20 protein-coding genes are annotated in these 22,073 nt (G+C 55.2%); 7 read left to right on the forward strand and 13 right to left on the reverse strand.

The window, feature by feature from the left end; all coding sequences use genetic code 11:
* Positions 1–80: 80 nt before the first annotated feature.
* Positions 81–2,546 carry a primosomal protein N' gene (gene priA, locus NW211_RS07985; protein ID WP_258327511.1) on the forward strand — a complete coding sequence of 822 codons (2,466 nt, stop codon included), beginning with the start codon at positions 81–83 and terminating at the stop codon, positions 2,544–2,546.
* Positions 2,547–2,581: 35 nt separating this feature from the next.
* Entirely contained in the window at positions 2,582–3,673 is a 1,092-nt protein-coding gene (locus NW211_RS07990; RefSeq protein WP_087408901.1) for an SGNH/GDSL hydrolase family protein, read from the forward strand.
* Between the two features lie 84 nt (positions 3,674–3,757).
* On the opposite strand, the gene NW211_RS07995 is transcribed toward NW211_RS07990, so the two are convergent.
* The 6 genes from NW211_RS07995 to pyrB form a co-directional block, all read right to left on the reverse strand.
* Positions 3,758–4,471, reverse strand: coding sequence for an SGNH/GDSL hydrolase family protein (locus tag NW211_RS07995; RefSeq protein WP_258327512.1), 714 nt, complete (start codon positions 4,469–4,471; stop codon positions 3,758–3,760).
* 72 nt (positions 4,472–4,543) lie between these two features.
* On the reverse strand, positions 4,544–5,824 hold the full coding sequence (gene glyA, locus NW211_RS08000; protein WP_087408898.1) for a serine hydroxymethyltransferase: 1,281 nt from the start codon (positions 5,822–5,824) through the stop codon (positions 4,544–4,546).
* A 23-nt stretch (positions 5,825–5,847) separates the two neighbouring features.
* Positions 5,848–6,537, reverse strand: coding sequence for a porin family protein (locus NW211_RS08005; RefSeq protein ID WP_087408897.1), 690 nt, complete (start codon positions 6,535–6,537; stop codon positions 5,848–5,850).
* Positions 6,538–6,551: 14 nt separating this feature from the next.
* Positions 6,552–7,121: a flavin reductase family protein gene (locus tag NW211_RS08010; protein ID WP_087408896.1), complete on the reverse strand. Its 570-nt coding sequence runs from the start codon at positions 7,119–7,121 to the stop codon at positions 6,552–6,554.
* A 13-nt stretch (positions 7,122–7,134) separates the two neighbouring features.
* Positions 7,135–7,596: an aspartate carbamoyltransferase regulatory subunit gene (pyrI, locus tag NW211_RS08015; RefSeq protein WP_087408895.1), complete on the reverse strand. Its 462-nt coding sequence runs from the start codon at positions 7,594–7,596 to the stop codon at positions 7,135–7,137.
* A 20-nt stretch (positions 7,597–7,616) separates the two neighbouring features.
* Complete coding sequence (pyrB, locus tag NW211_RS08020) at positions 7,617–8,531, reverse strand: aspartate carbamoyltransferase (RefSeq protein ID WP_087408894.1); 915 nt, start codon at positions 8,529–8,531, stop codon at positions 7,617–7,619.
* Positions 8,532–8,948: 417 nt separating this feature from the next.
* Between pyrB and NW211_RS08025 the strand changes: the two genes are divergently transcribed.
* The gene (locus NW211_RS08025) at positions 8,949–11,258 is read left to right on the forward strand and encodes a transglycosylase domain-containing protein (protein ID WP_258327513.1); all 2,310 of its coding nucleotides are present in this window, start codon (positions 8,949–8,951) and stop codon (positions 11,256–11,258) included.
* A 73-nt stretch (positions 11,259–11,331) separates the two neighbouring features.
* On the opposite strand, the gene NW211_RS08030 is transcribed toward NW211_RS08025, so the two are convergent.
* A complete protein-coding gene (locus NW211_RS08030; RefSeq protein WP_087408892.1) occupies positions 11,332–12,063 on the reverse strand; it encodes a tyrosine-protein phosphatase in 732 nt (243 codons plus the stop codon).
* A 135-nt stretch (positions 12,064–12,198) separates the two neighbouring features.
* Between NW211_RS08030 and NW211_RS08035 the strand changes: the two genes are divergently transcribed.
* From NW211_RS08035 to NW211_RS08050, 4 genes are all read left to right on the forward strand, one after another.
* A complete protein-coding gene (locus NW211_RS08035) occupies positions 12,199–14,055 on the forward strand; it encodes a biotin/lipoyl-containing protein (protein ID WP_087408891.1) in 1,857 nt (618 codons plus the stop codon).
* 174 nt (positions 14,056–14,229) lie between these two features.
* The gene (locus NW211_RS08040) at positions 14,230–14,481 is read left to right on the forward strand and encodes a type B 50S ribosomal protein L31 (protein WP_087408890.1); all 252 of its coding nucleotides are present in this window, start codon (positions 14,230–14,232) and stop codon (positions 14,479–14,481) included.
* Positions 14,482–14,687: 206 nt separating this feature from the next.
* On the forward strand, positions 14,688–15,068 hold the full coding sequence (locus NW211_RS08045; protein WP_258327514.1) for a diacylglycerol kinase family protein: 381 nt from the start codon (positions 14,688–14,690) through the stop codon (positions 15,066–15,068).
* Complete coding sequence (locus tag NW211_RS08050) at positions 15,068–15,625, forward strand: phosphatase PAP2 family protein (RefSeq protein WP_087408888.1); 558 nt, start codon at positions 15,068–15,070, stop codon at positions 15,623–15,625. Before NW211_RS08045 ends, NW211_RS08050 begins: the two co-directional genes overlap by 1 nt.
* A gap of 147 nt (positions 15,626–15,772) precedes the next feature.
* Here NW211_RS08050 and nqrF read toward each other — a convergent pair whose 3' ends face one another.
* The 6 genes from nqrF to NW211_RS08080 are packed head-to-tail and all read right to left on the reverse strand — an operon-like array spanning position 15,773 to position 21,664.
* Positions 15,773–17,041: an NADH:ubiquinone reductase (Na(+)-transporting) subunit F gene (gene nqrF, locus NW211_RS08055; RefSeq protein WP_258327515.1), complete on the reverse strand. Its 1,269-nt coding sequence runs from the start codon at positions 17,039–17,041 to the stop codon at positions 15,773–15,775.
* Between the two features lie 34 nt (positions 17,042–17,075).
* Positions 17,076–17,690: an NADH:ubiquinone reductase (Na(+)-transporting) subunit E gene (gene nqrE / locus NW211_RS08060; protein WP_258327516.1), complete on the reverse strand. Its 615-nt coding sequence runs from the start codon at positions 17,688–17,690 to the stop codon at positions 17,076–17,078.
* A gap of 25 nt (positions 17,691–17,715) precedes the next feature.
* Positions 17,716–18,336 (reverse strand): NADH:ubiquinone reductase (Na(+)-transporting) subunit D, encoded by a 621-nt coding sequence (locus NW211_RS08065; RefSeq protein WP_025279031.1) that lies wholly within the window; start codon positions 18,334–18,336, stop codon positions 17,716–17,718.
* Positions 18,337–18,339: 3 nt separating this feature from the next.
* Entirely contained in the window at positions 18,340–19,050 is a 711-nt protein-coding gene (gene nqrC, locus NW211_RS08070) for an NADH:ubiquinone reductase (Na(+)-transporting) subunit C (RefSeq protein WP_087408885.1), read from the reverse strand.
* Between the two features lie 10 nt (positions 19,051–19,060).
* Entirely contained in the window at positions 19,061–20,281 is a 1,221-nt protein-coding gene (locus NW211_RS08075) for an NADH:ubiquinone reductase (Na(+)-transporting) subunit B (protein ID WP_087408884.1), read from the reverse strand.
* Positions 20,282–20,314: 33 nt separating this feature from the next.
* The gene (locus tag NW211_RS08080; protein WP_258327534.1) at positions 20,315–21,664 is read right to left on the reverse strand and encodes a Na(+)-translocating NADH-quinone reductase subunit A; all 1,350 of its coding nucleotides are present in this window, start codon (positions 21,662–21,664) and stop codon (positions 20,315–20,317) included.
* Between the last annotated feature and the right edge of the window lie 409 nt (positions 21,665–22,073).

The raw sequence follows: 22,073 nt of genomic DNA on the forward strand, positions 1-22,073 counted from the left end.
ATTTGTCTCTGCTCTCACCTTTGCGTATCTTTGTACGAGATTGAGCCGGGATTTTTGCCCGGGAAGAAAAGTTTTTCGTTATGAATGCATTTGCCGATGTTGTATTACCCTTGCCTCTTTATAAATATTTTACGTATCGGATTCCTTCCGATTGGCAAGTCGCGTTGCAGCCCGGCAGCCGGGTGGTGGTGCCTTTCGGTCGCAAGAAATACTACACGGCTATTGTGGTGCGGCTGCACGATGTCATGCCTCAGGGCTACGAGGTAAAAGAGATTCTTTCCATACTCGATGATCGCCCTGTTTTGCGACGCCCGCAGTTGCAGTTTTGGGAGTGGATTGCCGACTATTATCTCTGCTCGGTAGGCGATGTCTACAAGGCGGCATTGCCTTCGGGGCTGAAACTCGAAAGCGAGACGACTGTGACTTTGAACCCCGATTTCGAGGAGCCTGATGACGACCGGCTGAAAGAGCGGGAATGGATGTTGTTGACGGCTTTATCGAAAAAATCGCGCATGACCGTGCAAGAACTCGAAAAGGAGAGCGGCATGCATAATCTGTTGCCTACGCTGCGCCTCTTGTTGGAGCGCGAAGCGGTGTTCGTTTCGGAGCAAATCAAGGCACACTACCGTCCCAAGACCGAGACCTACATACGCCTCGCCTTTGCCCCGGGCGACGAGGTGGCTCTGCGCAGTGCCTTCGAGCGGGTGAAGCAGGCCAAGAAGCAGGAGGTAATGCTCCTCTCGTTTCTCGATTTGTCGCTCTTCATGCAGAAGGGCAAACTGCGCGAGGTTTCGCGCAAGGCGTTGCTCGACCGTTCGGGTGTCTCGTCGGCCGTGCTGGGGGCAATGGTCGAGAAGGGAATTTTCGAAGTCTATAAAAAAGAGATAAGCCGTTTCGATACGGCCACATTCACCGAGGGCGAGATAGCCCCGCTGAGCGAGTTGCAGCAGATGGCCTGCAACCAGATAGTCGAGTCGTTCAGGGAGCACGACGTCACGTTGCTGCACGGGGTCACCTCGAGCGGGAAGACCGAGATTTATGCCCACCTCATTCAACGGGTGCTGGCCGAGGGGCGGCAGGTGCTCTATCTGGTGCCCGAGATAGCTCTCACTACCCAGTTGACCAACCGGCTGCGCAAGATGTTCGGCGACAAGCTGGTGATCTATCACTCCAAGTTCTCGGACAACGAGCGGGTGGAGATATGGAATACTCTGCTCGACAGTCGCGAGCCCCGGCTTGTGCTGGGGGTGCGCTCGTCTATTTTTCTTCCCTTTGCCGACCTGGGGCTGGTGATTGTCGATGAGGAGCACGAGACCTCGTACAAGCAGTACGACCCGGCTCCCCGCTACCATGCCCGCAACGCCGCCATCGTGCTGGCTTCGATGCACGGTGCCAAAACCCTGCTGGGTACGGCTACTCCGGCCATCGAGACCTATTTCAATGCCCGGCAGGGCAAGTATGGGCTGGTGGAGCTGAAGAAGCGCTTCAACGATGTGGAGCTGCCCGAGATTATCCCGGTCGACGTCAAGGAGATGCGCAAGAAAAACCGCATGCAGGGGAACTTCACGCCCGAGCTGCTCAACCGCATGCAGCACGCCTTGCAGGCCGGCGAGCAGGTCATTCTGTTTCAGAACCGCCGGGGGTTTGCCCCCATGGTCGAGTGCAAGCAGTGTGCCTGGGTGCCCAAGTGCGAACATTGCGACGTGAGCCTCACCTATCACAAACGGTACAACCAGCTTACCTGCCACTATTGCGGCTACACTTACGAGATACCCAAGGTGTGCCCCGCCTGCGGACAGCCTACCATCGGGGTGATGGGTTTCGGTACTGAGCGCATCGAAGAGGATGTGGCCCGGCTTTTCCCCGAGGTGCCGGTGTCGCGCATGGACCTGGACACCACCCGTTCGCGCAACGCCTACGAGCAGATTATCGACGACTTCTCGAAGGGGAAGAACAAGATTCTCATCGGCACGCAGATGATTACCAAGGGGCTGGACTTCGACCGGGTGAGCGTGGTGGGTATCTTAAGTGCCGACCAGATGATGAACTTCCCCGACTTCCGGGCCCACGAGCGGGCTTTCCAGATGATGGAGCAGGTGTCGGGCCGGGCCGGGCGTAAGAACAAGAAGGGGGTGGTGGTGCTGCAGACCTCCGACCCCTCGTCGCCTCTGATTCAGCAGGTCATTGCCCACGACTACGAGGGCATGTACAACCGGCAGTTGGCCGAACGCAAGGCTTTCTCCTATCCCCCTTATACCCGGTTGATATACATCTACCTGAAGCATCGCGACGAGACCCTCTTGCAGGAGCTTGCCGTGCGCTATACCACGGCGTTGCGCGAGGTCTTCGGCAGCCGGGTGCTGGGCCCCGACAATCCGCCGGTCGCCCGCATCCAGTCGCTCTATATCCGCAAGGTGGTGTTGAAGATGGAACTGGCGGCCTCGATGTCGCGGGTGAAGGAGATTTTGCGGCAGGTCTATGAAAACATGCTGGTCGACGACCGTTTCAAGTCGCTGCTGCTCTACTACGATGTAGACCCTCTTTGATGGAAATCTATGTGAAACATAAATTATAATCAACCATGAAACGTGGAATTTTATTCATTGCATTGTGCTGTTTGATGCCGGCTCTGGTATGGTCGGCCAACGAGAATTTGAAGTATGTCGATGCCTCGGGCCTCACCCTGGTGGGGAAGGCGATGCCTACTCCTGCGAACGTCTATCACCGGGTCGATGTGGAGAAGTATGGCAACATGCCCAAGCGGGTGAAAACCCTCTTTACCTATCCGGCCGGTCTGGCGGTCAGTTTCAAAACCAACAGCTCTACCGTGGTGGCCCGCTGGACTACTGCAGGGAAGCGGGTGATGGGCAACATGACTCCCATTGCCCAACGGGGGCTCGACCTCTATATGTACGACGACGAGGGTTGGATGCCGGTAGGTGAGGGCGTTCCCACGGCCGGAAAAACCCAACACGAGAGTCGTCTGGTCAAGGCCTTGAAGCCGGGCGAACATCGTTTCCTCCTGTATCTCCCCCTCTTCGACGAGATTACCTCGCTCGAAATCGGGGTCGATTCGGCTGCGGTCATCACGGCCGAGCCGTCGCCTTTCCGCCACACGGTACTCATCTACGGGTCGAGCATTCTGCACGGGGCTTCGGCCAGCCGTGCCGGGTTGGCCTATCCGGCCCGCATGGCCCGCAACACGGGTATCAACTTTGTCAATTTCGGGTTGAGCGGTAGCGGCAAGATGGAACCTGCTGTGGCCGACATGTTGAAGGACGTCGAGGCCGATGCCTTCGTGCTCGACTGCATGCCCAACCCCTCGCCCGAGGAGATTACCGAGCGCACCCACTATCTGGTGAAGACGATAAGCGAGCATCACCCCGGGGTACCTATTATTATGATTGAGACCTTCATGCGCGAGGACGGGTATAGCGACCAGCAGATGCACGAGCGTTGTGTCCGTCAGAGCGAGGCCTTTATCGCGCAGTACGAACAGCTGAAGAAGGAAGGGGTAAAAGACCTTTACCTCATTCGCGACAACCATGCTATCGGTACCGACCACGAAGGGACCATCGATGGCACGCATCCCAACGACCTGGGCTTCGACCGACTGGTGCAGCAGTACCAGCCCCAGATTATGAAGATATTGAAACGATACGGCATCCGGTGATACCTTGCCGGTTTCGGGATAATGACAAAGGCTCGGGGACAATTCCCCGAGCCTTTGCTGTGTGTGAGTATGGGTTGCGTCCTGTTATCGACGCGACAAAGCCTTTTCGATACCCTCGACTACCAGCGGTTCCATGATCTTGTAGCCGTCGATGGTGGGGTGCACGCCGTCTCGTCCGTAGGCGTCGTTCAGTCCCTTCTGGTCGTCGACGAGCGGTGTGTAGAAGTCGACATAGACAATCCGGTTAGCCTCGGCATAGGCTTTTATCTGTCGGTTCAGTTCGATAATCGTGTCGGCTGGTTTCACGTCGGGAGCCCAGCCGTAGCGGTTGGCGGGGAGCACCGAGCAGAGCACCACCTCGATGTCATTGGCCTGGGCCAACTGTACCATCGATTCGATGTTGTCCATAATCATCTCGACACTCGAGGGGCCCGTGTTGCCGGCAATGTCGTTGGTACCGGCCAGAATAACGACCGCCTTGGGCGAGAGGTCGATGACATCCTGACGGAAGCGCAGCAGCATCTGCGGCGAAGTCTGTCCGCTGATTCCCCGGCCCAGGTAGTTGTGGCTGGTGAAGAACTCGGGGTCCATCGAAGCCCAGTTTTGCGTGATGGAGTTACCCATGAATACCACCCAGCTCTTTTGGGCGTCGGAGGGGTCGTTGCGACGGGCCTCGAGGTTGGTCTGGTTGTCGCTGCGGTAGCGGTTGAGGTTGGGCCAGTCCTGGGCTGCACACTCCGGGGCGAAGGCTCCGGCCAGCAACAGGGCCGATACAAGAAGTTTAGCACTTGTTTTCATGGTGATGTAAATGAAAAGTACACTCCCGCAAGTGGGGAGTGTACCGAATGTGAATGAATAAAAGTCAATCGATTAGTAGGCGAAGATGGGATAGTCCTTCATCATGCCGTTTACCTTCTCGCGAACGGCTTTGATGACCGTTTCGCTTTCGGGGTTGGAGAGCACGGTGTCGATGAGTTCGACAATCTCGAGCATCATATCCTCTTTGGCACCGCGGGTGGTGATGGCCGGTGTACCTACACGGATACCCGAGGTCTGGAACGGCGAGCGGCTGTCAAACGGAACCATGTTCTTGTTGACCGTGATGTCGGCCTGAACCAGAGCCTTCTCGGCCACCTTGCCCGTCAGTTCGGGGAACTTGGTGCGCAGGTCGATGAGCATGCAGTGGTTGTCGGTACCGTTCGAGATAATCTTGTATCCCTTGTCCATGAAGGCTTGAGCCATGACGGCGGCATTCTTCTTCACCTGAGTCTGATAGTCGACATACTCGGGTTGCAGGGCCTCGCCGAAGGCTACGGCTTTGGCGGCAATCACGTGTTCGAGCGGGCCGCCCTGTACGCCGGGGAATACAGCCGAGTCGAGCAGAGCCGACATCTTCTTGATTTCGCCTTTGGGCGTCTTTTTGCCCCAGGGGTTGTCGAAGTCTTTGCCCATAAGGATGATACCGCCGCGGGGACCGCGCAGGGTCTTGTGAGTGGTCGAGGTGACGATGTGGGCATACTTGAGCGGATTCTCGAGCAGACCGGCGGCGATGAGGCCGGCGGGGTGAGCCATATCGACCATGAAGATGGCGCCGATTTCGTCGGCAATCTTACGCATGCGGGCGTAGTCCCATTCGCGCGAGTAGGCCGATGCACCGCCGATAATCAGTTTCGGACGCTCGCGCAGAGCCACCTCTTCCATCATATCGTAGTCGACATAACCGGTATCTTCTTTCACGCTGTATTCGAGCGGGTGGAACATCAGGCCCGAGAAGTTCACGGGGCTTCCGTGCGACAGGTGACCGCCGTGCGAGAGGTTCAGACCCAGGAACTTGTCGCCCGGGTTGAGCACGGCCATGAATACGGCCATGTTGGCTTGGGCTCCCGAGTGCGGTTGCACGTTGGCCCACTCGGCGTTGAACAGCTTTTTGAGCCGGTCGATAGCCACTTGCTCGCTCTGGTCTACCACCTCGCAACCGCCGTAATAACGCTTGCCGGGATACCCTTCGGCGTATTTGTTGGTCAGGCACGAGCCCATGGCTTGCATCACTTGTTCGCTGACAAAGTTTTCAGAGGCAATCAATTCGATACCTTTACGTTGTCGTTGATTCTCTTTTTCGATAATGTCGAAAATGATGTTGTCTCTTTTCATGTTGGTTTTGTGTTAGTGTATTTTTACCATAAATATCCTATTGAAATGCTCAACTCGTTGACGGCCCGCGAGAGCTTTACCTGCCCCACCTGCGAGTCGTCGAGGTCGATTTTGAACGATTGGTCTTTCGAGTTTCCTATGCAGTAGGCATACCGAAAGTCGATGTACAGGTGGCCGATGGTGGTACTTAGTCCGCCCACGGCGTAGAACGAGAAGCTGTTGGGCTTGTCGTCGTAGACCAGATTGCGCGATGTCGTGCCGTTGACATCGATCTGGCTGGTTTCGTTGCAGATGTACGAGACGCGCGGTCCGGCAAAGAGGTTCATCAGGAAGGGCCCGTGCTTGGTGATGTTGTAGCCGTACAGCACGGGAACATCGATGGCATAGGCCGAGGTGTTGATTTTGCTCAATCCGTAGTCGGGGTTGTACAGCCGGGTGTGCGACTGGTGCATGCCCACCTCGAGTTGGATATAGTTGCGTTTGAAGTTGTACCGCCCGATAAAGGAGCCTGTGAGTCCCAGACTCGATTCGGAGTCCGATTCGTCTATCTGGGTGCCGTCGAGGCTCATGTGACGTATGTCGACCAGGGGAGCGTTCACTCCCAGCCGTACGCCCCAGTTGAACCGTTTGCTCACGTTCAGCTCCTTCACCTGCGCTTGTGCGGCAAAGGTGAGCGAGAGTGCGATACAGATAGCAGTGGCCAGTCTCTTCATGCGCGTGTATTTGTCTATTTGTTTTTCTTTTGTACCGACCAGCCGAACTTGCCTATCTCGCGACCCATCTCGTAGTAGTGCCCGTGCGAGTAGACCAGCAGGTTGGCCTTCTGCATGTCGAAGGCGCCGGTCGAGGGGTCGATGTAGCGGTCGTCGGCCAGCAGGTTGACGACGTCGGCGATGAACATGTCGTGCGAGCCCAGTCGTACGATTTCGCGGGCCTTGCATTCGATACAGAGGGGCGACTCGTCTACGTAGGGGGCCTGCACGATTTGTGCCTGGCGGGGGGTGAGCCCGGTCTTCTCGAACTTGTTGTAGTCTTTGCCCGAGGTGACGCCGCACCAGTCGGTCGCATGGGCCATCTCGACAGTAGTGAGGTTGATGACAAACTCCATGTTCTTGCGCAGAATCTCGTAGGAGTAGCGCTCGGGACGTATCGACACATAGCACATGGGCGGGTTGGTACATATCGTGCCCACCCAGCTGACGGTAAGCAGGTTGTACTCTTCGGGCGTGCTGCCGCAGCTCACCAGTGCGGCGGGCAGCGGGTAGATGGTGGTCCCGGGTTTCCAGGTCTGTTTCATGGGCCGGTGCGAGTTAGCAGATTTCTATTTCGTCTTTCGATACCGAGCGTTCGCAGTAGTGGCATTTGACCTGAATGTTCACCTTGTCGACCACGTGGAAGATCGTCTCCATGGGTTCGTTGTTGGTGATGCACTTGGGGTTGCTGCAACGGATGATGCCGTGCACCACGTCGGGGAGCGATACCTTGCGCTTCTCGGTCACCTGGTAGTCGTGTATGATGTTGATTTGCGCTTCGGGAGCTACCAGGGCTATCTTGTTCAGGTCCTCTTCCTTGAAGAAGCGGTCGGCCACCTTGATGATGCCCTTTTTACCTATCTTCTTGCTGGCGAGGTTGTTGCCTATGGTTATGCTGTTGGGGCAGTTTTCGAGGCCCAGGATAGAGACCACTTTGAAAAGTTGGTTCGAGGGAATGTGGTCGATCACCGTTCCGTTTTCGAGGGCAGCTACTTTTAATTCTTTCTTTTCGACGTTCATGATTTTCGAAATGGTGGGGGTTAAACTTCAATTCCTAATACTTTGCAGATGATGGCTTGCCGGGCATACAGACCGTTTTGGGCCTGTTGGAAGTAGTATGCCTTGGGGTTGCTGTCGACGTCGTATGAGATTTCGTTGACACGGGGCAGCGGGTGCAGAACCCGCAGGTTGTCTTTGCTGTGCTCGAGCATGCTGTTGTGCAAAGTGTAGACGTTCTTTACCTTCTCGTACTCCATGAGGTCGGTAAACCGTTCGCGCTGTACGCGGGTCATGTAGAGAATGTCGGCCTGGTTGATGACATCCTCGGAAAATTCGGAGTGCTCGAAGTAGGGGATGTGGTGCTGCTCGCAGAATATCTTGTACTCGATGGGCATCTTCAACTCGTCGGGAGCGACGAAGTGGAAGGTGGGGTTGAAGTGCGACATGGCCATGAGCAGCGAGTGTACCGTGCGCCCGTATTTCAAATCGCCTACCATCGTGATGTTCAGGTTTGAGAGGGTACCTTGTGTCTTGTAAATCGAGTAGAGGTCGAGCATCGTCTGCGAGGGGTGTTGGTTGGCACCGTCGCCGGCGTTGATGACGGGCACCGATGCAATCTCCGAGGCGTAACGGGCGGCCCCTTCGAGGTGGTGCCGCATGATGATCAGGTCGACATAGTTGCTCACCATCATGATGGTGTCTTTCAGCGTCTCGCCCTTCGACGAGCTGGTGGTGCTGGCGTCGGAGAAGCCGATGATTCTTCCGCCCAGTCGGTTGACGGCAGTCTCGAAACTGAGGCGGGTGCGGGTCGATGGCTCGAAGAAGAGCGTGGCCACGACTTTGCCTTCCAGAATCTTTTGGTTGGGATTAGCCTCGAATCGACTTGCAGTTTGGAGCAGGTCCAGAATTTCTTCTTTTGAAAAATCGGTAATAGATACTAAACTCTCAGGTTTCATCGTCGGTATGATTTGTTTATAGGTTACACTATGGTTGTCCATAAAAAAAGCCAACACGACAATGAATGTCACGCTGGCTTGCTGTTCGTTCTATGTTGGAGAGAATATAATCCCCGGCGTTTGTAAAAATGCCTTTGTTGTAATGGATTATATGTCTGTTCCCGCCAATTCATTTCGATAAGCAAAGATAGTAAAAAAAGGGCGAAAGCCAAACTGTTTAGCCATAAAAAATATTCTTTATAAATCTGCAATATGTCGTTGAATGAAATATATTTGCTACCTTTGCTTTAGTAATTGGCTTTAAAGGGATTTGCAGGTGTGAGTCTCGGGCCGCAAAATCGTAGATATATAGGAAAGACAATGAAAGTGGATAGGATTAAAAGCGCTTTTAGCGACACCTCTCGTGTAATTAAATATATGTGGATTACCTTCGGTGCCCTGGTGCTCCTTGCCGTGGTCGCTTTTGCCATGATTGCCTGGGGATGGATCGGCTACATGCCGCCCATCGAGGATATGGAGAACCCCAAGGATAAGTTCGCTTCGGAAATCTATTCGTCCGACATGCAGGTGATAGGTCGTTTCTACCAGAGCAAGAGTAACCGGGTGTATGTGCACTACGATGAAATCTCGCCCTACCTGGTCGAAGCCCTTATCGCTACTGAAGACATCCGCTTCAAGGATCACTCGGGTATCGACGTGAAGGCGCTCTTCCGGGCCTTCATCAAGCGTGGACTCTTTTTCCAGAAGAGTGCCGGCGGTGGCAGTACCATCACCCAGCAGTTGGCCAAGCTGCTCTATTCGCCCAGTGCCGACAACATCGTGGAGCGCCTCTTCCAGAAACCGCAGGAGTGGGTCATCGCCGTACAGCTCGAACGCTTCTATACCAAGGAGGAGATTGTGAACATGTATCTCAACCACTTCGACTTCCTCAACAACGCGGTGGGTATCCAGTCGGCTGCCTATATCTACTTCCACACCACCCCCGACAAGCTGAAAATCGAGGAGGCCGCCACGCTGATAGGCATGTGCAAAAACCCCTCGTACTACAATCCGCGCCGTTACAACGAGCGCACGCGCGGGCGCCGCAACACGGTGTTGGACCAGATGTACAAAGCCAAATACATTACCAAGGCCGAGCGTGACTCGCTGCAGGCTTTGCCGCTGGAGTTGCACTACACGCGGGTCGACCACAAGGAGGGATTGGCGCCCTACTTCAGAGAGCAGTTGCGCTTGATGATGACGGCCAAGAAACCCGACCGGGCCGACTACCGCGGCTGGGAGGCTCAGAAATTTGTCGACGACTCCATAGCCTGGGCCACCAACCCGCTCTATGGCTGGTGCGAGAAGAACCGCAAGGCCGATGGCTCGAAATACAATATCTATACCGACGGTCTCAAAATCTACACGACCATCGACTCGCGCATGCAGCGCTATGCCGAGGAGGCTGTCGAGGAGCATCTGGGCCACTACCTGCAACCCCGCTTTTTTGCCGAGAAAAAGGGACGCAGCTACGCACCCTTCTCGCGCAGCATCACGAAGGAGGAGCGCGAGGGCATTCTCGAGCGGGCCATGAAACAGTCCGACCGCTACCGGGCCATGAAGCAGGCCGGGGCGAGCGACGAGCGCATCCGGCAGGCCTTCGTTACGCCGGTCGAGATGCAGGTCTTCTCGTACGACGGCATGATCGATACGATTATGTCGCCCATGGATTCGATACGGTATCAGAAGTCGTTCCTCCGCACGGGCTTCATGTCGATGGATCCCCATACAGGCCATGTGAAAGCCTATGTGGGTGGACCCGATTTCGAGCATTTCCAATACAACATGGTGTCGGTAGGCCGCCGGCAAATCGGGTCGACGGTGAAACCGTTCCTCTATACGCTGGCCATGGAAGAGGGCTTCACCCCCTGCGACATGTTCCTGAACGAACAGCCCACGCTCATCACCGAAGACGGCAAGGCGTGGTCGCCCCGCAACTCGTCGAAGGCGAGGGTGGGCGAGATGGTGACCCTCCGCTGGGGGTTGGCCAACTCGAACAACTGGATTTCGGCCCGGTTGATGGACAAGCTGTCGCCCTCGTCGCTGGCGCGGCTGATGCACTCGTTCGGTATCAAGAATAAAATCGACGAGGTGGTATCGCTCTGTCTGGGTCCGGTCGACGTTTCGGTCGAGGAGATGGTGACCGCCTATACCGCTTTTTCGAACAAAGGAGTGCGGGTAGACCCCCTCTATGTCACCCGCATAGAAGATAATCTGGGCAATGTGATTGCCGAGTTCAACCCCACGATGACCGAAGTCTTCAGCGAACAGGCCTACTACCGCATTCTGCCCATGTTGCGCGACGTCATCGACCACGGTACCGGCGGCCGCGTGCGTTACCGCTACGGCATCACGGCACCGATGGGTGGCAAGACGGGTACGACCAACAACAACTCCGACGGTTGGTTCATGGGCTTTACCCCCGACCTGGTTTCGGGCGTGTGGGTAGGTGGCGAGGACCGCTCGATTCACTTCGACGGCATGGCCGACGGTCAGGGTGCCAGCATGGCCCTGCCTATCTACGGCCTCTACATGCAGAAGGTCTATGCCGACCCCACGCTGGGCTATTCACAGCAGAGCAACTTTGAGATTCCGGCCGAGTATGCCGACCCCTGCAGTGGCGGTTCCTACGTCGAAGAGCCCGCCCAGGAGGCTCCGATGGAGAGTATCGAGGGAATATTCGATTAAAGATAACTACAATAGATGCAACAAGAGAGGCGAGTGCGTGACTTGCCTCTCTTGTCGTATAGGGGGAGTATGTTTACAAGGTGTTGTTACGGGGGGTAATGTTGCGCATGTGGCGCACAAACTCCTTGCTGGCGAGGTAGCGGCCTATGTGCTGGGCGTGGTTGCTGTTGTGCATGTCGCTGCCCAGGTAATCGACCATCTGTTTCGAGACCAGCCACTCGGCCACCTCTTTCGTCCGCTTGTTGTAGTAGCCGGCCAGCGAGAGCAGGTTGACCTGAAATTCGCATCCCTGGTCGTGCAGCTCCTGATAGATTTTCTTGTCGTCGTAGTAATAGGCATACCGCTCGGGGTGGGCCAGTATGGGCGAGAAGCCCTTGAGCTGCAGGTCGAAGACCAGCTCCTTGATGTTCCAGAAAGGTTGCAGAAACGAGTTCTCGATGAGCAGGTGGTTGCCCGGCATGGGCATCACCTCGTTGCGTTGCAGTATGGCCAGGAAATTGTCGTCCATGCGATACTCGGCCGAGTAGCACAACTGTATGCCCAGCTCGCCAAACTCGGGTTCGCGGCACAGCCGGTCGTAGGCATCGCCCACGGTTTGCGGGGTATTCTCGAAGGTAGCTTCGGTCACGTGAGGGGTAGCGATTACCTTTTCGATGCCCCATTCGCGCATCTGGCGCAGCAGGGGCAGCGAGTGCTCGGTGTCGGGCGAACCGTCGTCGATGCCCGGCAGTATATGGCAGTGAACCTCTGTTGTATAGGGGAATAGAGGCTTTTCGGCAGACTTTTTATGGAAGAAATTGAACATACGCGAATGCCTTGAAAATTCGTTCGAGATACAAAAGTACGCTTTTTCTTTTGATTATAAGTTAAAGAATATTATATTTGTATGCTTGAAATCATGTAATGTGGAAAAAAGTAACACCTATTAAATCAGATTGCTATGTCAAGAAAATTGAAAATTCGAGATCTTACCCTTCGTGATGGGCAACAATCCTTGTTCGCAACTCGTCTTACCCAGGAGCAGATAAACCGGGTATTGCCTTATTATAAGGATGCCGGCTTCTTTGCCATGGAGGTATGGGGTGGTGCAGTACCCGACTCGGTGATGCGCTATCTGAACGAGAGCCCTTGGACCCGCCTCAAAACCATTAGCGATGCTATTGGCGGCGCTTCGTATTTAACTGCTCTCTCTCGGGGACGCAATTTGTTTGGATATGCCCCTTATCCCGATTCGGTACTCGACGGTTTTTATCGCGAGGCCGTAGCCAACGGGTTGGGAATTATGCGTATATTCGATGCTCTCAACGACCTGAACAACGTGAAGTCGTCGGTCGAAAAGATAAATGCCGTGGGCGCTATCTCCGATGGTGCCGTATGCTACACGGTAGACCCGCACTATACCATCACCTTTATGGACCGGGTGAAAGCCCTCTTCGGCAAGAAGTTGCCCAAACCCATCTTTACCGACGACTATTTCGTAGAGAAGGCTGTCGGCTTCGAGAAACTGGGTGCCAAGATGGTAACCTTGAAAGATATGGCCGGTCTGGTAAATCCGTCGCGTATCGCCTCGCTGATGCCTAAGTTGAAAAAGGCACTGAAGGTACCCGTCGACTTCCACACCCACTGTACGCCGGGTTACGGTCTGGCTTCGTCGCTCATGGCCGTGATACACGGGGTAGACATTCTCGATACCAACATCTGGTATTTCGGTGGCGGTTCGGCTGCTCCGGCCATCGAGTTGCTCTACATCTTCTGCCAGAAACTGGGCGTGGAGATGGAGGTCAACATGAGCGCCGTGAGCAAGATTCGTGCCGAGTTGCTGGGCATTCGCCGCGAGCTCGCCGCCTACGACCTGAAGAAAGACTCCTTCCCCATTGCCTTCGACCCGCTCATCGACAAGCTGCCCGACAACATCGACAAACTTTTCGATACGGCTATCGATGCGGCCAAACGCAACGACGAGCCCGCATTGCTCGACGCTTGCCACGCCATCGAAAACTACTTCGGTTTCCCCAAACCCAACGAACTGGTGAAAGAGGCCGAGGTTCCCGGCGGTATGTACTCCAACATGGTGGCTCAGCTCAAACAGCTCAAGGCCGAGCACGTACTCGACGACGCCATGAAGCTGATTCCGAAGGTACGTTCCGATGCCGGTCTGGTGCCTCTGGTTACGCCTACCAGCCAAATCGTAGGTAGCCAGGCTGTAAGCTGCGCCCTCGACCGCCTGAAAGGCAACCCCGAATACACGACGGTTTCGAACCAGTTCAAGGCCTTGGTAAAAGGAGAGTACGGTAAGACGCCGGTACCCGTCGATCCCAAGTTCCGCGAGAAGATTACCGGCAGCCCCATCGAGACGCCCTACGATACCAATTCGTACAAGGCTCCCGAGAATCCCGTGCTGCCCGAGTTCGGTGGCGTGAAGCTGGCCGAGAACGAACAGGAATACCTGTTGCTCGAGCTCTTCCCCAACGTGGCTACCACCTTCTTGAAAGGCGTGCGTGCCGCCGAATACGAGGCCAAGAAACCGGCTGTCGAAGAGAAGAAGGAAGAGGTTCAGGAGGCTGCTCCCGTTGAGCCCATCACCGGCCCCACCATCGACGCTCCCATGGGTGGCAAGGTAGTCGAAATCAAAGTGAAAGTAGGCGACCAGGTGAAGAAGGACGACGTGGTGCTCGTATACGAGGCCATGAAGATGGAGAACGATATTCTCTCGACCCTCAACGGTAAGGTAAAACGCATTCTCGTAAAAGAGAACGACGTGGTAGGTACCAACGACCCGCTCATCGAATTTGAATAATCGACGAATAAATCAGGTCCCGGCCGGTGCCAAAAGCGCCGGCCGGACTTTTTTTGTGAAAAAGTGAAGTAAATATTTTTCTAAGTCGAAACTTATCCCTACATTTGCAAGCCATTACGAAAAAATCACGCTACCAACGTGAACATTTGATAATATTAAAAAGACGATATAACAATGAAAAAAGGAATCCATCCTGATAACTACCGTCCCGTAGTTTTCAAAGACATGTCGAACGACGAAATTTTTATCACCCGTTCAACGGTTGCAGCCAAAGAAACAATCGAAATCGATGGCGTTACCTATCCTCTGGTAAAGCTGGAAATCACCAGTTCGTCGCACCCCTTCTTCACCGGTAAACAGAAACTCGTGGATACCGCAGGTCGTGTGGACAAGTTCATGAGCCGTTACGGCAATCGCAAGAAATAATTGACAGTTCAATTATAGGATTAAACAGTACCCCGGTCGTCAGGCCGGGGTATTTTGTTTTCAGGCGGAACCTTTCGAGGGTGCCGCCTTCCTTGTTCCGAGTGGGAGAGGGAAGAGTACGGTCATATGGATGAATACTTCAGACGCCCGGTATATTGCGATTCGCGGGCAAAAGACGTATCTTTGTCCCTCAAAGAGAAAAGCCCATGGAAAAGAAAAAATTCAGTCTTGCCGCTCGAGCCCGCAGCTTCAAGTATGCCGGGCGCGGCATCGCCCGGTTGATAAGCCGCGAGCACAATGCCTGGATACACTGTTTTGTAGCCGTGTGTGTGGTGGTGGTCGGTGCGTTGGTGGGGCTGTCGGCTCTCGAGTGGGCGGCCGTGGTGCTCTGCATCGGTGTCGTGCTGGCGGCCGAGGGCATCAACTCGGCCATCGAAGCTCTGTGCGACCGGGTGTCGCCCGATTACGACGAGGCCATCAAGCATGCCAAGGACCTGGCAGCCGGGGCCGTGCTCATCGTGGCCATCATGTCGGTCGTGGTGGGGCTGTTGATATTTGTTCCCAAATTTATAACCCTGTGGTCGTGATGAAACGTATTATTCTCTCTGTGGTCTTGGCATTGCTGGTGGTTGGCCAGTCGGTGCGGGCCGAAGGGTTGAGCCGGAGCCGCCAGGCGGTGAAGGTCTCGAGCGATGTATTGCTGGTGGCCATGCCGGTAGCCACGGCTTCGGCCATGCTGGCCATGAAAGACTGGACCGGTTTCAAGCAGGCTGCCTTTACCGGGCTGACTACCCTGGGTGCCACCTATCTGCTCAAGTTTGCCGTCCACAAGGAGCGGCCCGACCACAGCAACAACCTCTCGTTCCCCTCGGGACACACCTCGGTTACCTTTGCCAATGCGGCCTTCGTGCAGCGTCGCTACGGTTGGGCGTGGGGTGCTCCGGCCTATGCCGTGGCCGCCTATGTGGGTTGGGCCCGTACCTATGCCCGCCGGCACGACTGGTGGGATGTGGCCGCCGGAGCCCTTATCGGTGCCGGCAGTGCCTATATCTATACCCGTCCCTTTGCGCGTGACAAGCAGCTGGTCATCTCGCCTGTCTCCGACGGTACCTCTTTCGGGGTCTACGCCTCGCTCACTTTCTAATCTCTTTTGCCCTCTCGTCTGTTTTCTTTCCCGACGGGTACCGACACCTGCCGGGCTTCCCGATGTGGCCGTACGGGCCAAAAAAAGCCCGCCGCAAAGGCTCGGGAGCTTTGCGGCGGGTGATATGGAACGGGTGGCCTTGATGGATTAGCCACCGAAGTTGTCGTACATGAGGTTCTCTTCGGGTACACCCAAATCCCACAGCATCTTCTCGACGGCCTTCGACATGGGGCCGGGGCCGCACATGTAGTATTCGATGTCTTCGGGAGCCTCGTGGTCCTTCAGATAAGTGTTGTAGATGACCTGATGAACGAATCCCGGGGTGTACTTCACGCCGGCGGCATCGGCGGCCGGGTCGGGCCGGTCGAGGGCCAGGTGGAACGAGAAGTTGGGGAACTCCTTCTCCAGCTCGAGGAAGTCGTTCAGGTAGAAGACCTCGTTGAGGGCACGGGCACCGTAGAAGTAAGACATCTTGCGGTCGGTCGTGTGGAGGGTCTTGGTCATGTGCATGATTTGCGAACGCAGGGGAGCCATACCGGCACCACCGCCGATCCACATCATCTCGCGCTTCGAGTTGAAGATGGGATGGAAGTCGCCGTAAGGGCCGCTCATGATTACCTTGTCGCCCGGTTTCAGGGTGTAGATATACGACGAGGCGATACCCGGCATCACATCCTGGAAGCCCACTTGAGGTTTCGGTTTGAAGGGCGGCGTGGCGATACGAACCGTCAGCATGATGCGGTCGCCCTCGGCCGGATAGTTGGCCATGGAGTAGGCCCGGATGGTGGGCTCGGTGTTTTTACACTTGAGGCCGAAGAGTCCGAATTTCTCCCACGAGGGCAAATATTCGTCGCCGATGAGGCTCTTGTCTATATCCTTGTCGTAGTCCATCTCGAAGGTAGGAATCTTGATTTGGGCATACGAACCGGGGATAAAGTTCATGTGCTCGCCGGGAGGCAGAGCCACGATAAACTCTTTGATGAAGGTGGCCACGTTTTTGTTCGAGATAACCTCGCACTCCCACTCTTTCACGCCCAGAACCGATTCGGGAACGACGATTTTCATGTCGTTCTTCACCTTCACTTGGCAGCCCAGCCGCCAGTGGTTCATCTGTTGCTTGCGCGAGAAGTGTACCTGCTCGGTGGGCAGAATTTCGCCGCCGCCCTCGAGTACCTGACAGCGGCACTGTCCGCACGATCCGCCTCCGCCGCAGGCCGAGGGGAGGAATATTTTCTCGTTGGCCAGGGTGCTCAGCAGGCTGCCGCCCGTGTCGACCTCGACCTTCTTGTCGTCGTTGATGGTGATGACCGCCTTGCCCGACGGTACCAGGTATTTCTTGGCGATGAGCAGAATCACTACCAGCAGGAGCGATACGCCCAAGAATAAAACAATGCTCGATATGATTGTCGTTGACATGGAACTTATTGCTAATAACATCGTGACTCTCCTTTCAAAGTTTGATTCCTAAAAAGCTCATGAAGGCGATACCCATCAGGCCGGTGATGATGAACGTGATGCCGATGCCCCGCAGCGGTGCCGGTATGTTGGAGTAGCTGAGCTTCTCGCGAATGGCAGCCAGGCAGACGATGGCCAGCATCCAGCCCAGTCCCGAGCCGATACCGTAGACGGTGGCGCTCGTTACCGTGGGGAAGTTGCGCTGCTGCATGAAGAGCGAACCACCCAGGATGGCACAGTTCACGGCGATAAGCGGCAGGAAGATACCCAGCGAGGCGTAGAGCGAGGGCGAGTATTTCTCGACGAACATCTCGACGAGCTGCACCATCGAGGCGATGATGGCGATAAACATAATCAGACTCAAGAAACTCAGGTCGAGTTGCGCATATTCGGGACCCAGCCATTTGAGGGCGCCGGCTTTCAGCACGTAGGTTTCGAGCAGATAGTTGACCGGCAGGGTGATGGCCAGCACGAAGGTGACGGCGATACCCAGACCGAATGCCGTTTTCACGTTCTTCGATACGGCCAGGTAGGAGCACATACCGAGGAAGTAGGCAAATATCATGTTGTCTATGAAGATAGACCTGACGAACAGATTTAGATTTTCCATATATCAAGTAGCTTATCGCGGTTTCTTATTGTTGCAAATCTTTATTGCGGGAGCGGTGTACCCAAATGATGCAGGCCACGGTGATGAGCGCCATGGGCGGGAGTATCATCAGACCGTTGTTCTGGTAGCCCCAGTCGTAGAGTTGTTGGGGGATAACCTGGTACCCGAAGAGGGTGCCCGAGCCCAGCAGCTCTCTGAAGAAGGCGACGATGACCAGGATGATGCCGTAGCCTACGCCGTTGCCCACACCGTCGAGGAACGACTCCCAGGGCTTATGGCTCAGCGCGAAGGCCTCGAGGCGTCCCATAAGGATACAGTTGGTAATGATGAGCCCCACGAAGACCGAGAGCTGTTTGCTCACCTGGTACATATAGGCTTTGAGCACCTGATCTACGATGATAACCAGTGCCGCAACCACTACTAGCTGTACAATGATGCGGATGCTGTTGGGGATGGTATTGCGCAGCAGCGAGATGATGACGTTGGCGAAAGCGACGACGGCAGTCACCGATACGGCCATGACGAGTGCCGGTTCGAGTTTTGCCGTTACGGCCAGGGCCGAACAGATACCCAATATCTGCACGATCACCGGGTTGTTCTTGGAGAGCGGCCCTAAAAGTATCTCTTTATTCTTTTTTGACAACATGGCTTATATATTCTTTGAATTGAGCGATTCTAAAAATTGGGCATAGGGTTCCACGCAACTTTGCAGCATGCTCTGTACCCCTTTGCTCGTGATGGTTCCACCCGATACGGCATCGACGTAGTCGGCCCCGTTTTGCGGTTTCCGTCCGGCCTTCTCCACGGCGATGGGCATGAAGGCACCGTCGATGAAGAAGTGTTTGCCCTGGAACTGTTTCTGGAACTGCGGTTTCTCGATTTCGGCTCCCAGGCCCGGGGTCTCGCTCTGGTGAGCGAAGTAGGCACCGTAGACCGTATTGCCGTCGTTCTCGATCGAGATGTATCCCCAGATGGGGCCCCACAGACCGGCACCCGACAGGGGGATGATGTATTTGGGCGAGCCCGAGTCGTCGGTGCAGATAAAGATGGGCAGCGTGCGCTGGCTTTCGGGCAGCTTCAGCTGGTCGGCGATATTCATCGAGAACGATTCGCCCTTGACCAGTTGGCCGTTGGCATCGACTACAAACGAGTCGTCGATGTATTTGCCGTACAGCTCCTGAGCATTCTCGGGAGTCGACACGATATTGACCGAGTTGAGTATCTGGCTCATCTTGTCGATAGCGATATTCTTCTGCTGGGCAGGTTTGAGGCCAATGGCGGCGAAAGCCAGAATGAAGGCTACGACGATGACCATAACCGCGGTATAGATGAGCGTATATGTATTACCTTGTTTGTTCATAGCTGTAATTCTATTTTGTCAAGTTTTTGGCTCGTTTGAGACGGTGGCGGATATTGGCCTCGACCACGAAGTAGTCGATGAGCGGGGCGAATGCGTTCATAAGCAGCACGGCCAGCATGGCACCTTCGGGGTATCCGCTGTTGAATACCCGGATGAGGATGGCCAGCACACCCACCAGGAAACCGAAGATGTATTTACCCGTATTGGTACGTGCGCCCGTTACCGGGTCGGTAGCCATGAATACGGCGGCAAAGGCAAAACCGCCCAGGCAAATCTGCTCGAGGGGCGAGAGTTGTGCAGCCGGATAGATGTCGGGGTTGGCGAACCAGTTGCAGATGAGGCTCATCACGATACCGCCGGCGAATACCGAAAGCATCACGCGCCAGCTGGCAATGCCCGTAGCCAGTAGAATGACGGCACCGATGAGGATGGCCAGCGTCGAAGTCTCGCCGATGGAGCCGGGAATGAACCCGAGGAACATGTCGTGCAGCGAGAGCGTGTTACCCAGAATGTCGGTCAGCTGCAGGGCACCGCCGCCCGTGTGGGTAGCAGCCTGCCCCAGCGGGGTAGCTCCCGAGAAGCCCTCGACAACCTGTCCGGCACCCAGGCCGAAGGTATCGCCCGTGCGTACGAACACCTCGTCGCCCGACATCTTGGAGGGGTAGGCAAAGAAGAGGAACGCACGCGTTACCAGTGCGATGTTGAAGATATTCATACCCGTACCGCCGAATACCTCTTTGGCAAAGATGACGGCAAAGGCCGTAGCCACGGCAATCATCCACAGCGGGGTGTCGACCGGCACAATCATGGGGATGAGCATACCCGATACCAGGAAGCCCTCCTGGATTTCGTGGTGACGCAACTGTGCGGCGGTAAACTCGATGCCCAGACCCACCACATACGATACCACGATTTTGGGCAGCACGGCCAGGAATCCGAAGAGGAAGACCGACCAGAACGACGTCTGTGCCAGCTCGCCTATGGCCAGGTAGTGCTGATAGCCCACATTGTACATACCGAAGAGCAGGGCCGGCAGCAGGGCGACGATAACGACCGTCATCGTCCGTTTCGAGTCTATGCTGTCGTGAATGTGTACTCCCGAACGCGAGGTGGTGTTGGGAACAAACAGGAATGATTCAAACCCTTCGAATACCGATTGGAACATAGACAATTTCCCGCCCGGTTCGAAGTGGGGTTTGATTTTGTCTATATAATTCTTTAAAGCTTTCAAAGTTGTTTTGTATTAAAATGGTTATTGTTTCTCTTAGTTCATCTCTTTCATCAGGTGGTCGAGGCCGTTACGCACGATTTTCTGCAACTCGAGTTTCGAGGTGTCGACAAATTCGCACAGGGCAAAATCCTCGGGAGCCACTTCGTAGATACCCAGATTCTCCATCTTGTCGATGTCGAACGCCAGGATGGCCTTGATGAGGTATTCGGGATAGATGTCCATGGGGAATACCCGGTCGTACTCGTCGGACATGATGATGGCCCGCTCGCCGCCTCGTATACGGGCGTCGATGTCGTAGCGACGTTTCTTGCCCAGCAGCCACGAGAGGTACGAGTGGCTCATGCTGTATTTGTGGGGATTGAGCGATGCCCAGCCCATGAACTCGTTGCAGTTGTTGCCTTCGGGGATTACGGTCACCTGGGCCTGTCGGGCACCCAGATAGCCGTCGGCTCCGGCGTTGAACCCGGTGAGCACGTTGCCGCTGATGTAGCGGCGCTCATAGTCGGCCGGCTTGACCATGCCCTGGGTAATCGAGGCAATAGACGCTCCGGCGCAGGTGCGCACATAGTGGGGCTTGTTCACCTCTGCACCGGTGACGGCCACCAGCCGCGAGAAGTCGACATGACCCGTCTCGAGCAGTCGTCCGATGAACAGCAGGTCGAGGGCGTTGATGGTCCACACGATTTCACCCTTGTTGATGGGGGAGATGTGGTTGATCTGCACCCCTACGTTGCCGGCGGGGTGGGGACCGTCGAATACGACCGTTTCGCCGTTCTTGACCTCGATGGGCGACCGTTTGGAAACACCCACATAGACCTTGCCCGGGGTGAGCCGTGCCAGCGCCTTCAACCCCGTTTCGAGGTGGTGCATCTCGTCTTTCAGCACAAAGGCATAGTCGGGGGCCAGCGGGGCCGAGTCGAATGCCGTCACGAAGATGTCGCGCGGCGTCGTGTTGGGGTTGGCGATAATGTCGTAGGGACGTTGCTTGATAAATGCAAACGTGCCCGACTTCAGCAGCAGCGCCTTCAGGTCGCTTGCCTGCATCGTGTCGGGCGATACTTTACCGAACTCGACGGCTTGTTGTGTGGCGTCGGGCTTGATGGTGATCTTCATCACCTTGCGCCGTTCGCCGCGCTCTACGGCAACTACCTCGCCGCTTACGGGCGAAGTGACCACTACATCGGTGAGCGTCTTGTCGTGCATGACTGGCGAACCGGCCAGAACCTTGTCGCCCGGTTTGACGTCGACCTTGGGAGTCAATCCCGTAAAATCGTCGGGGATAATGGCGTATAGCTGACTGTTTGTCGAGTTGGATATTTCAAGGGCTGGAGCACCTTCCAACTGAATGTCGAGCCCTTTTTTGATTTTGACTACATGATTCATCATGGATGTAGAAAATGAAATTTTTGGCAAAATTACAATTCTTTTCGGTTTCTGATAGAAACTTATCTCTATTTTTTTTAAAGCGGTGTCGTCTGCTGTCCCTTTCCAGGGTGCATGTGGGGGTAGGCCGGTTGTTGCGGAAGGTCGGGTAATTTCCCTTTAAAATAAGGTGTTCGACCGGCTTCGCCCGATCGAGTGGCAAGTCCGAGATTCAGGAATATCGGCAGTCGGTTCGCCCTTTCGAATACACCCGTAAACGAGGTGGAGAAGATGCAAAAAAACTCATTGTAAAGCGGTTGTGATTCCCTGTCTACATCGGAAATAGAGAACAAAGTGTCACAGAAAAAAAAAGAGAATTATTTTTTTCTCTCGAAATATTGTGCTACATTTGACGCACAAATGCAAAAAA

This window comes from Barnesiella sp. ET7 (assembly GCF_024733785.1).
Taxonomy (GTDB): domain Bacteria; phylum Bacteroidota; class Bacteroidia; order Bacteroidales; family Barnesiellaceae; genus Barnesiella; species Barnesiella merdigallinarum.

Excerpts from the sequence above, each read along its gene's own strand:
- NW211_RS08025 (WP_258327513.1), top strand. The coding sequence starts at position 8,949 with ATGTGGATTACCTTCGGTGCCCTGGTGCTCCTTGCCGTGGTCGCTTTT.
- NW211_RS07995 (WP_258327512.1), bottom strand. The coding sequence starts at position 4,471 with ATGAAAACAAGTGCTAAACTTCTTGTATCGGCCCTGTTGCTGGCCGGA.
- NW211_RS08035 (WP_087408891.1), top strand. The coding sequence starts at position 12,199 with ATGTCAAGAAAATTGAAAATTCGAGATCTTACCCTTCGTGATGGGCAA.
- glyA (WP_087408898.1), bottom strand. The coding sequence starts at position 5,824 with ATGAAAAGAGACAACATCATTTTCGACATTATCGAAAAAGAGAATCAA.
- nqrE (WP_258327516.1), bottom strand. The coding sequence starts at position 17,690 with ATGGAAAATCTAAATCTGTTCGTCAGGTCTATCTTCATAGACAACATG.
- NW211_RS08080 (WP_258327534.1), bottom strand. The coding sequence starts at position 21,664 with ATGAATCATGTAGTCAAAATCAAAAAAGGGCTCGACATTCAGTTGGAA.
- NW211_RS08045 (WP_258327514.1), top strand. The coding sequence starts at position 14,688 with ATGGAAAAGAAAAAATTCAGTCTTGCCGCTCGAGCCCGCAGCTTCAAG.
- nqrC (WP_087408885.1), bottom strand. The coding sequence starts at position 19,050 with ATGAACAAACAAGGTAATACATATACGCTCATCTATACCGCGGTTATG.
- NW211_RS08065 (WP_025279031.1), bottom strand. The coding sequence starts at position 18,336 with ATGTTGTCAAAAAAGAATAAAGAGATACTTTTAGGGCCGCTCTCCAAG.
- NW211_RS08050 (WP_087408888.1), top strand. The coding sequence starts at position 15,068 with ATGAAACGTATTATTCTCTCTGTGGTCTTGGCATTGCTGGTGGTTGGC.
- NW211_RS08030 (WP_087408892.1), bottom strand. The coding sequence starts at position 12,063 with ATGTTCAATTTCTTCCATAAAAAGTCTGCCGAAAAGCCTCTATTCCCC.
- NW211_RS08005 (WP_087408897.1), bottom strand. The coding sequence starts at position 6,537 with ATGAAGAGACTGGCCACTGCTATCTGTATCGCACTCTCGCTCACCTTT.
- nqrF (WP_258327515.1), bottom strand. The coding sequence starts at position 17,041 with ATGTCAACGACAATCATATCGAGCATTGTTTTATTCTTGGGCGTATCG.
- pyrI (WP_087408895.1), bottom strand. The coding sequence starts at position 7,596 with ATGAACGTCGAAAAGAAAGAATTAAAAGTAGCTGCCCTCGAAAACGGA.
- NW211_RS08010 (WP_087408896.1), bottom strand. The coding sequence starts at position 7,121 with ATGAAACAGACCTGGAAACCCGGGACCACCATCTACCCGCTGCCCGCC.
- priA (WP_258327511.1), top strand. The coding sequence starts at position 81 with ATGAATGCATTTGCCGATGTTGTATTACCCTTGCCTCTTTATAAATAT.
- NW211_RS08040 (WP_087408890.1), top strand. The coding sequence starts at position 14,230 with ATGAAAAAAGGAATCCATCCTGATAACTACCGTCCCGTAGTTTTCAAA.
- pyrB (WP_087408894.1), bottom strand. The coding sequence starts at position 8,531 with ATGAAACCTGAGAGTTTAGTATCTATTACCGATTTTTCAAAAGAAGAA.
- NW211_RS07990 (WP_087408901.1), top strand. The coding sequence starts at position 2,582 with ATGAAACGTGGAATTTTATTCATTGCATTGTGCTGTTTGATGCCGGCT.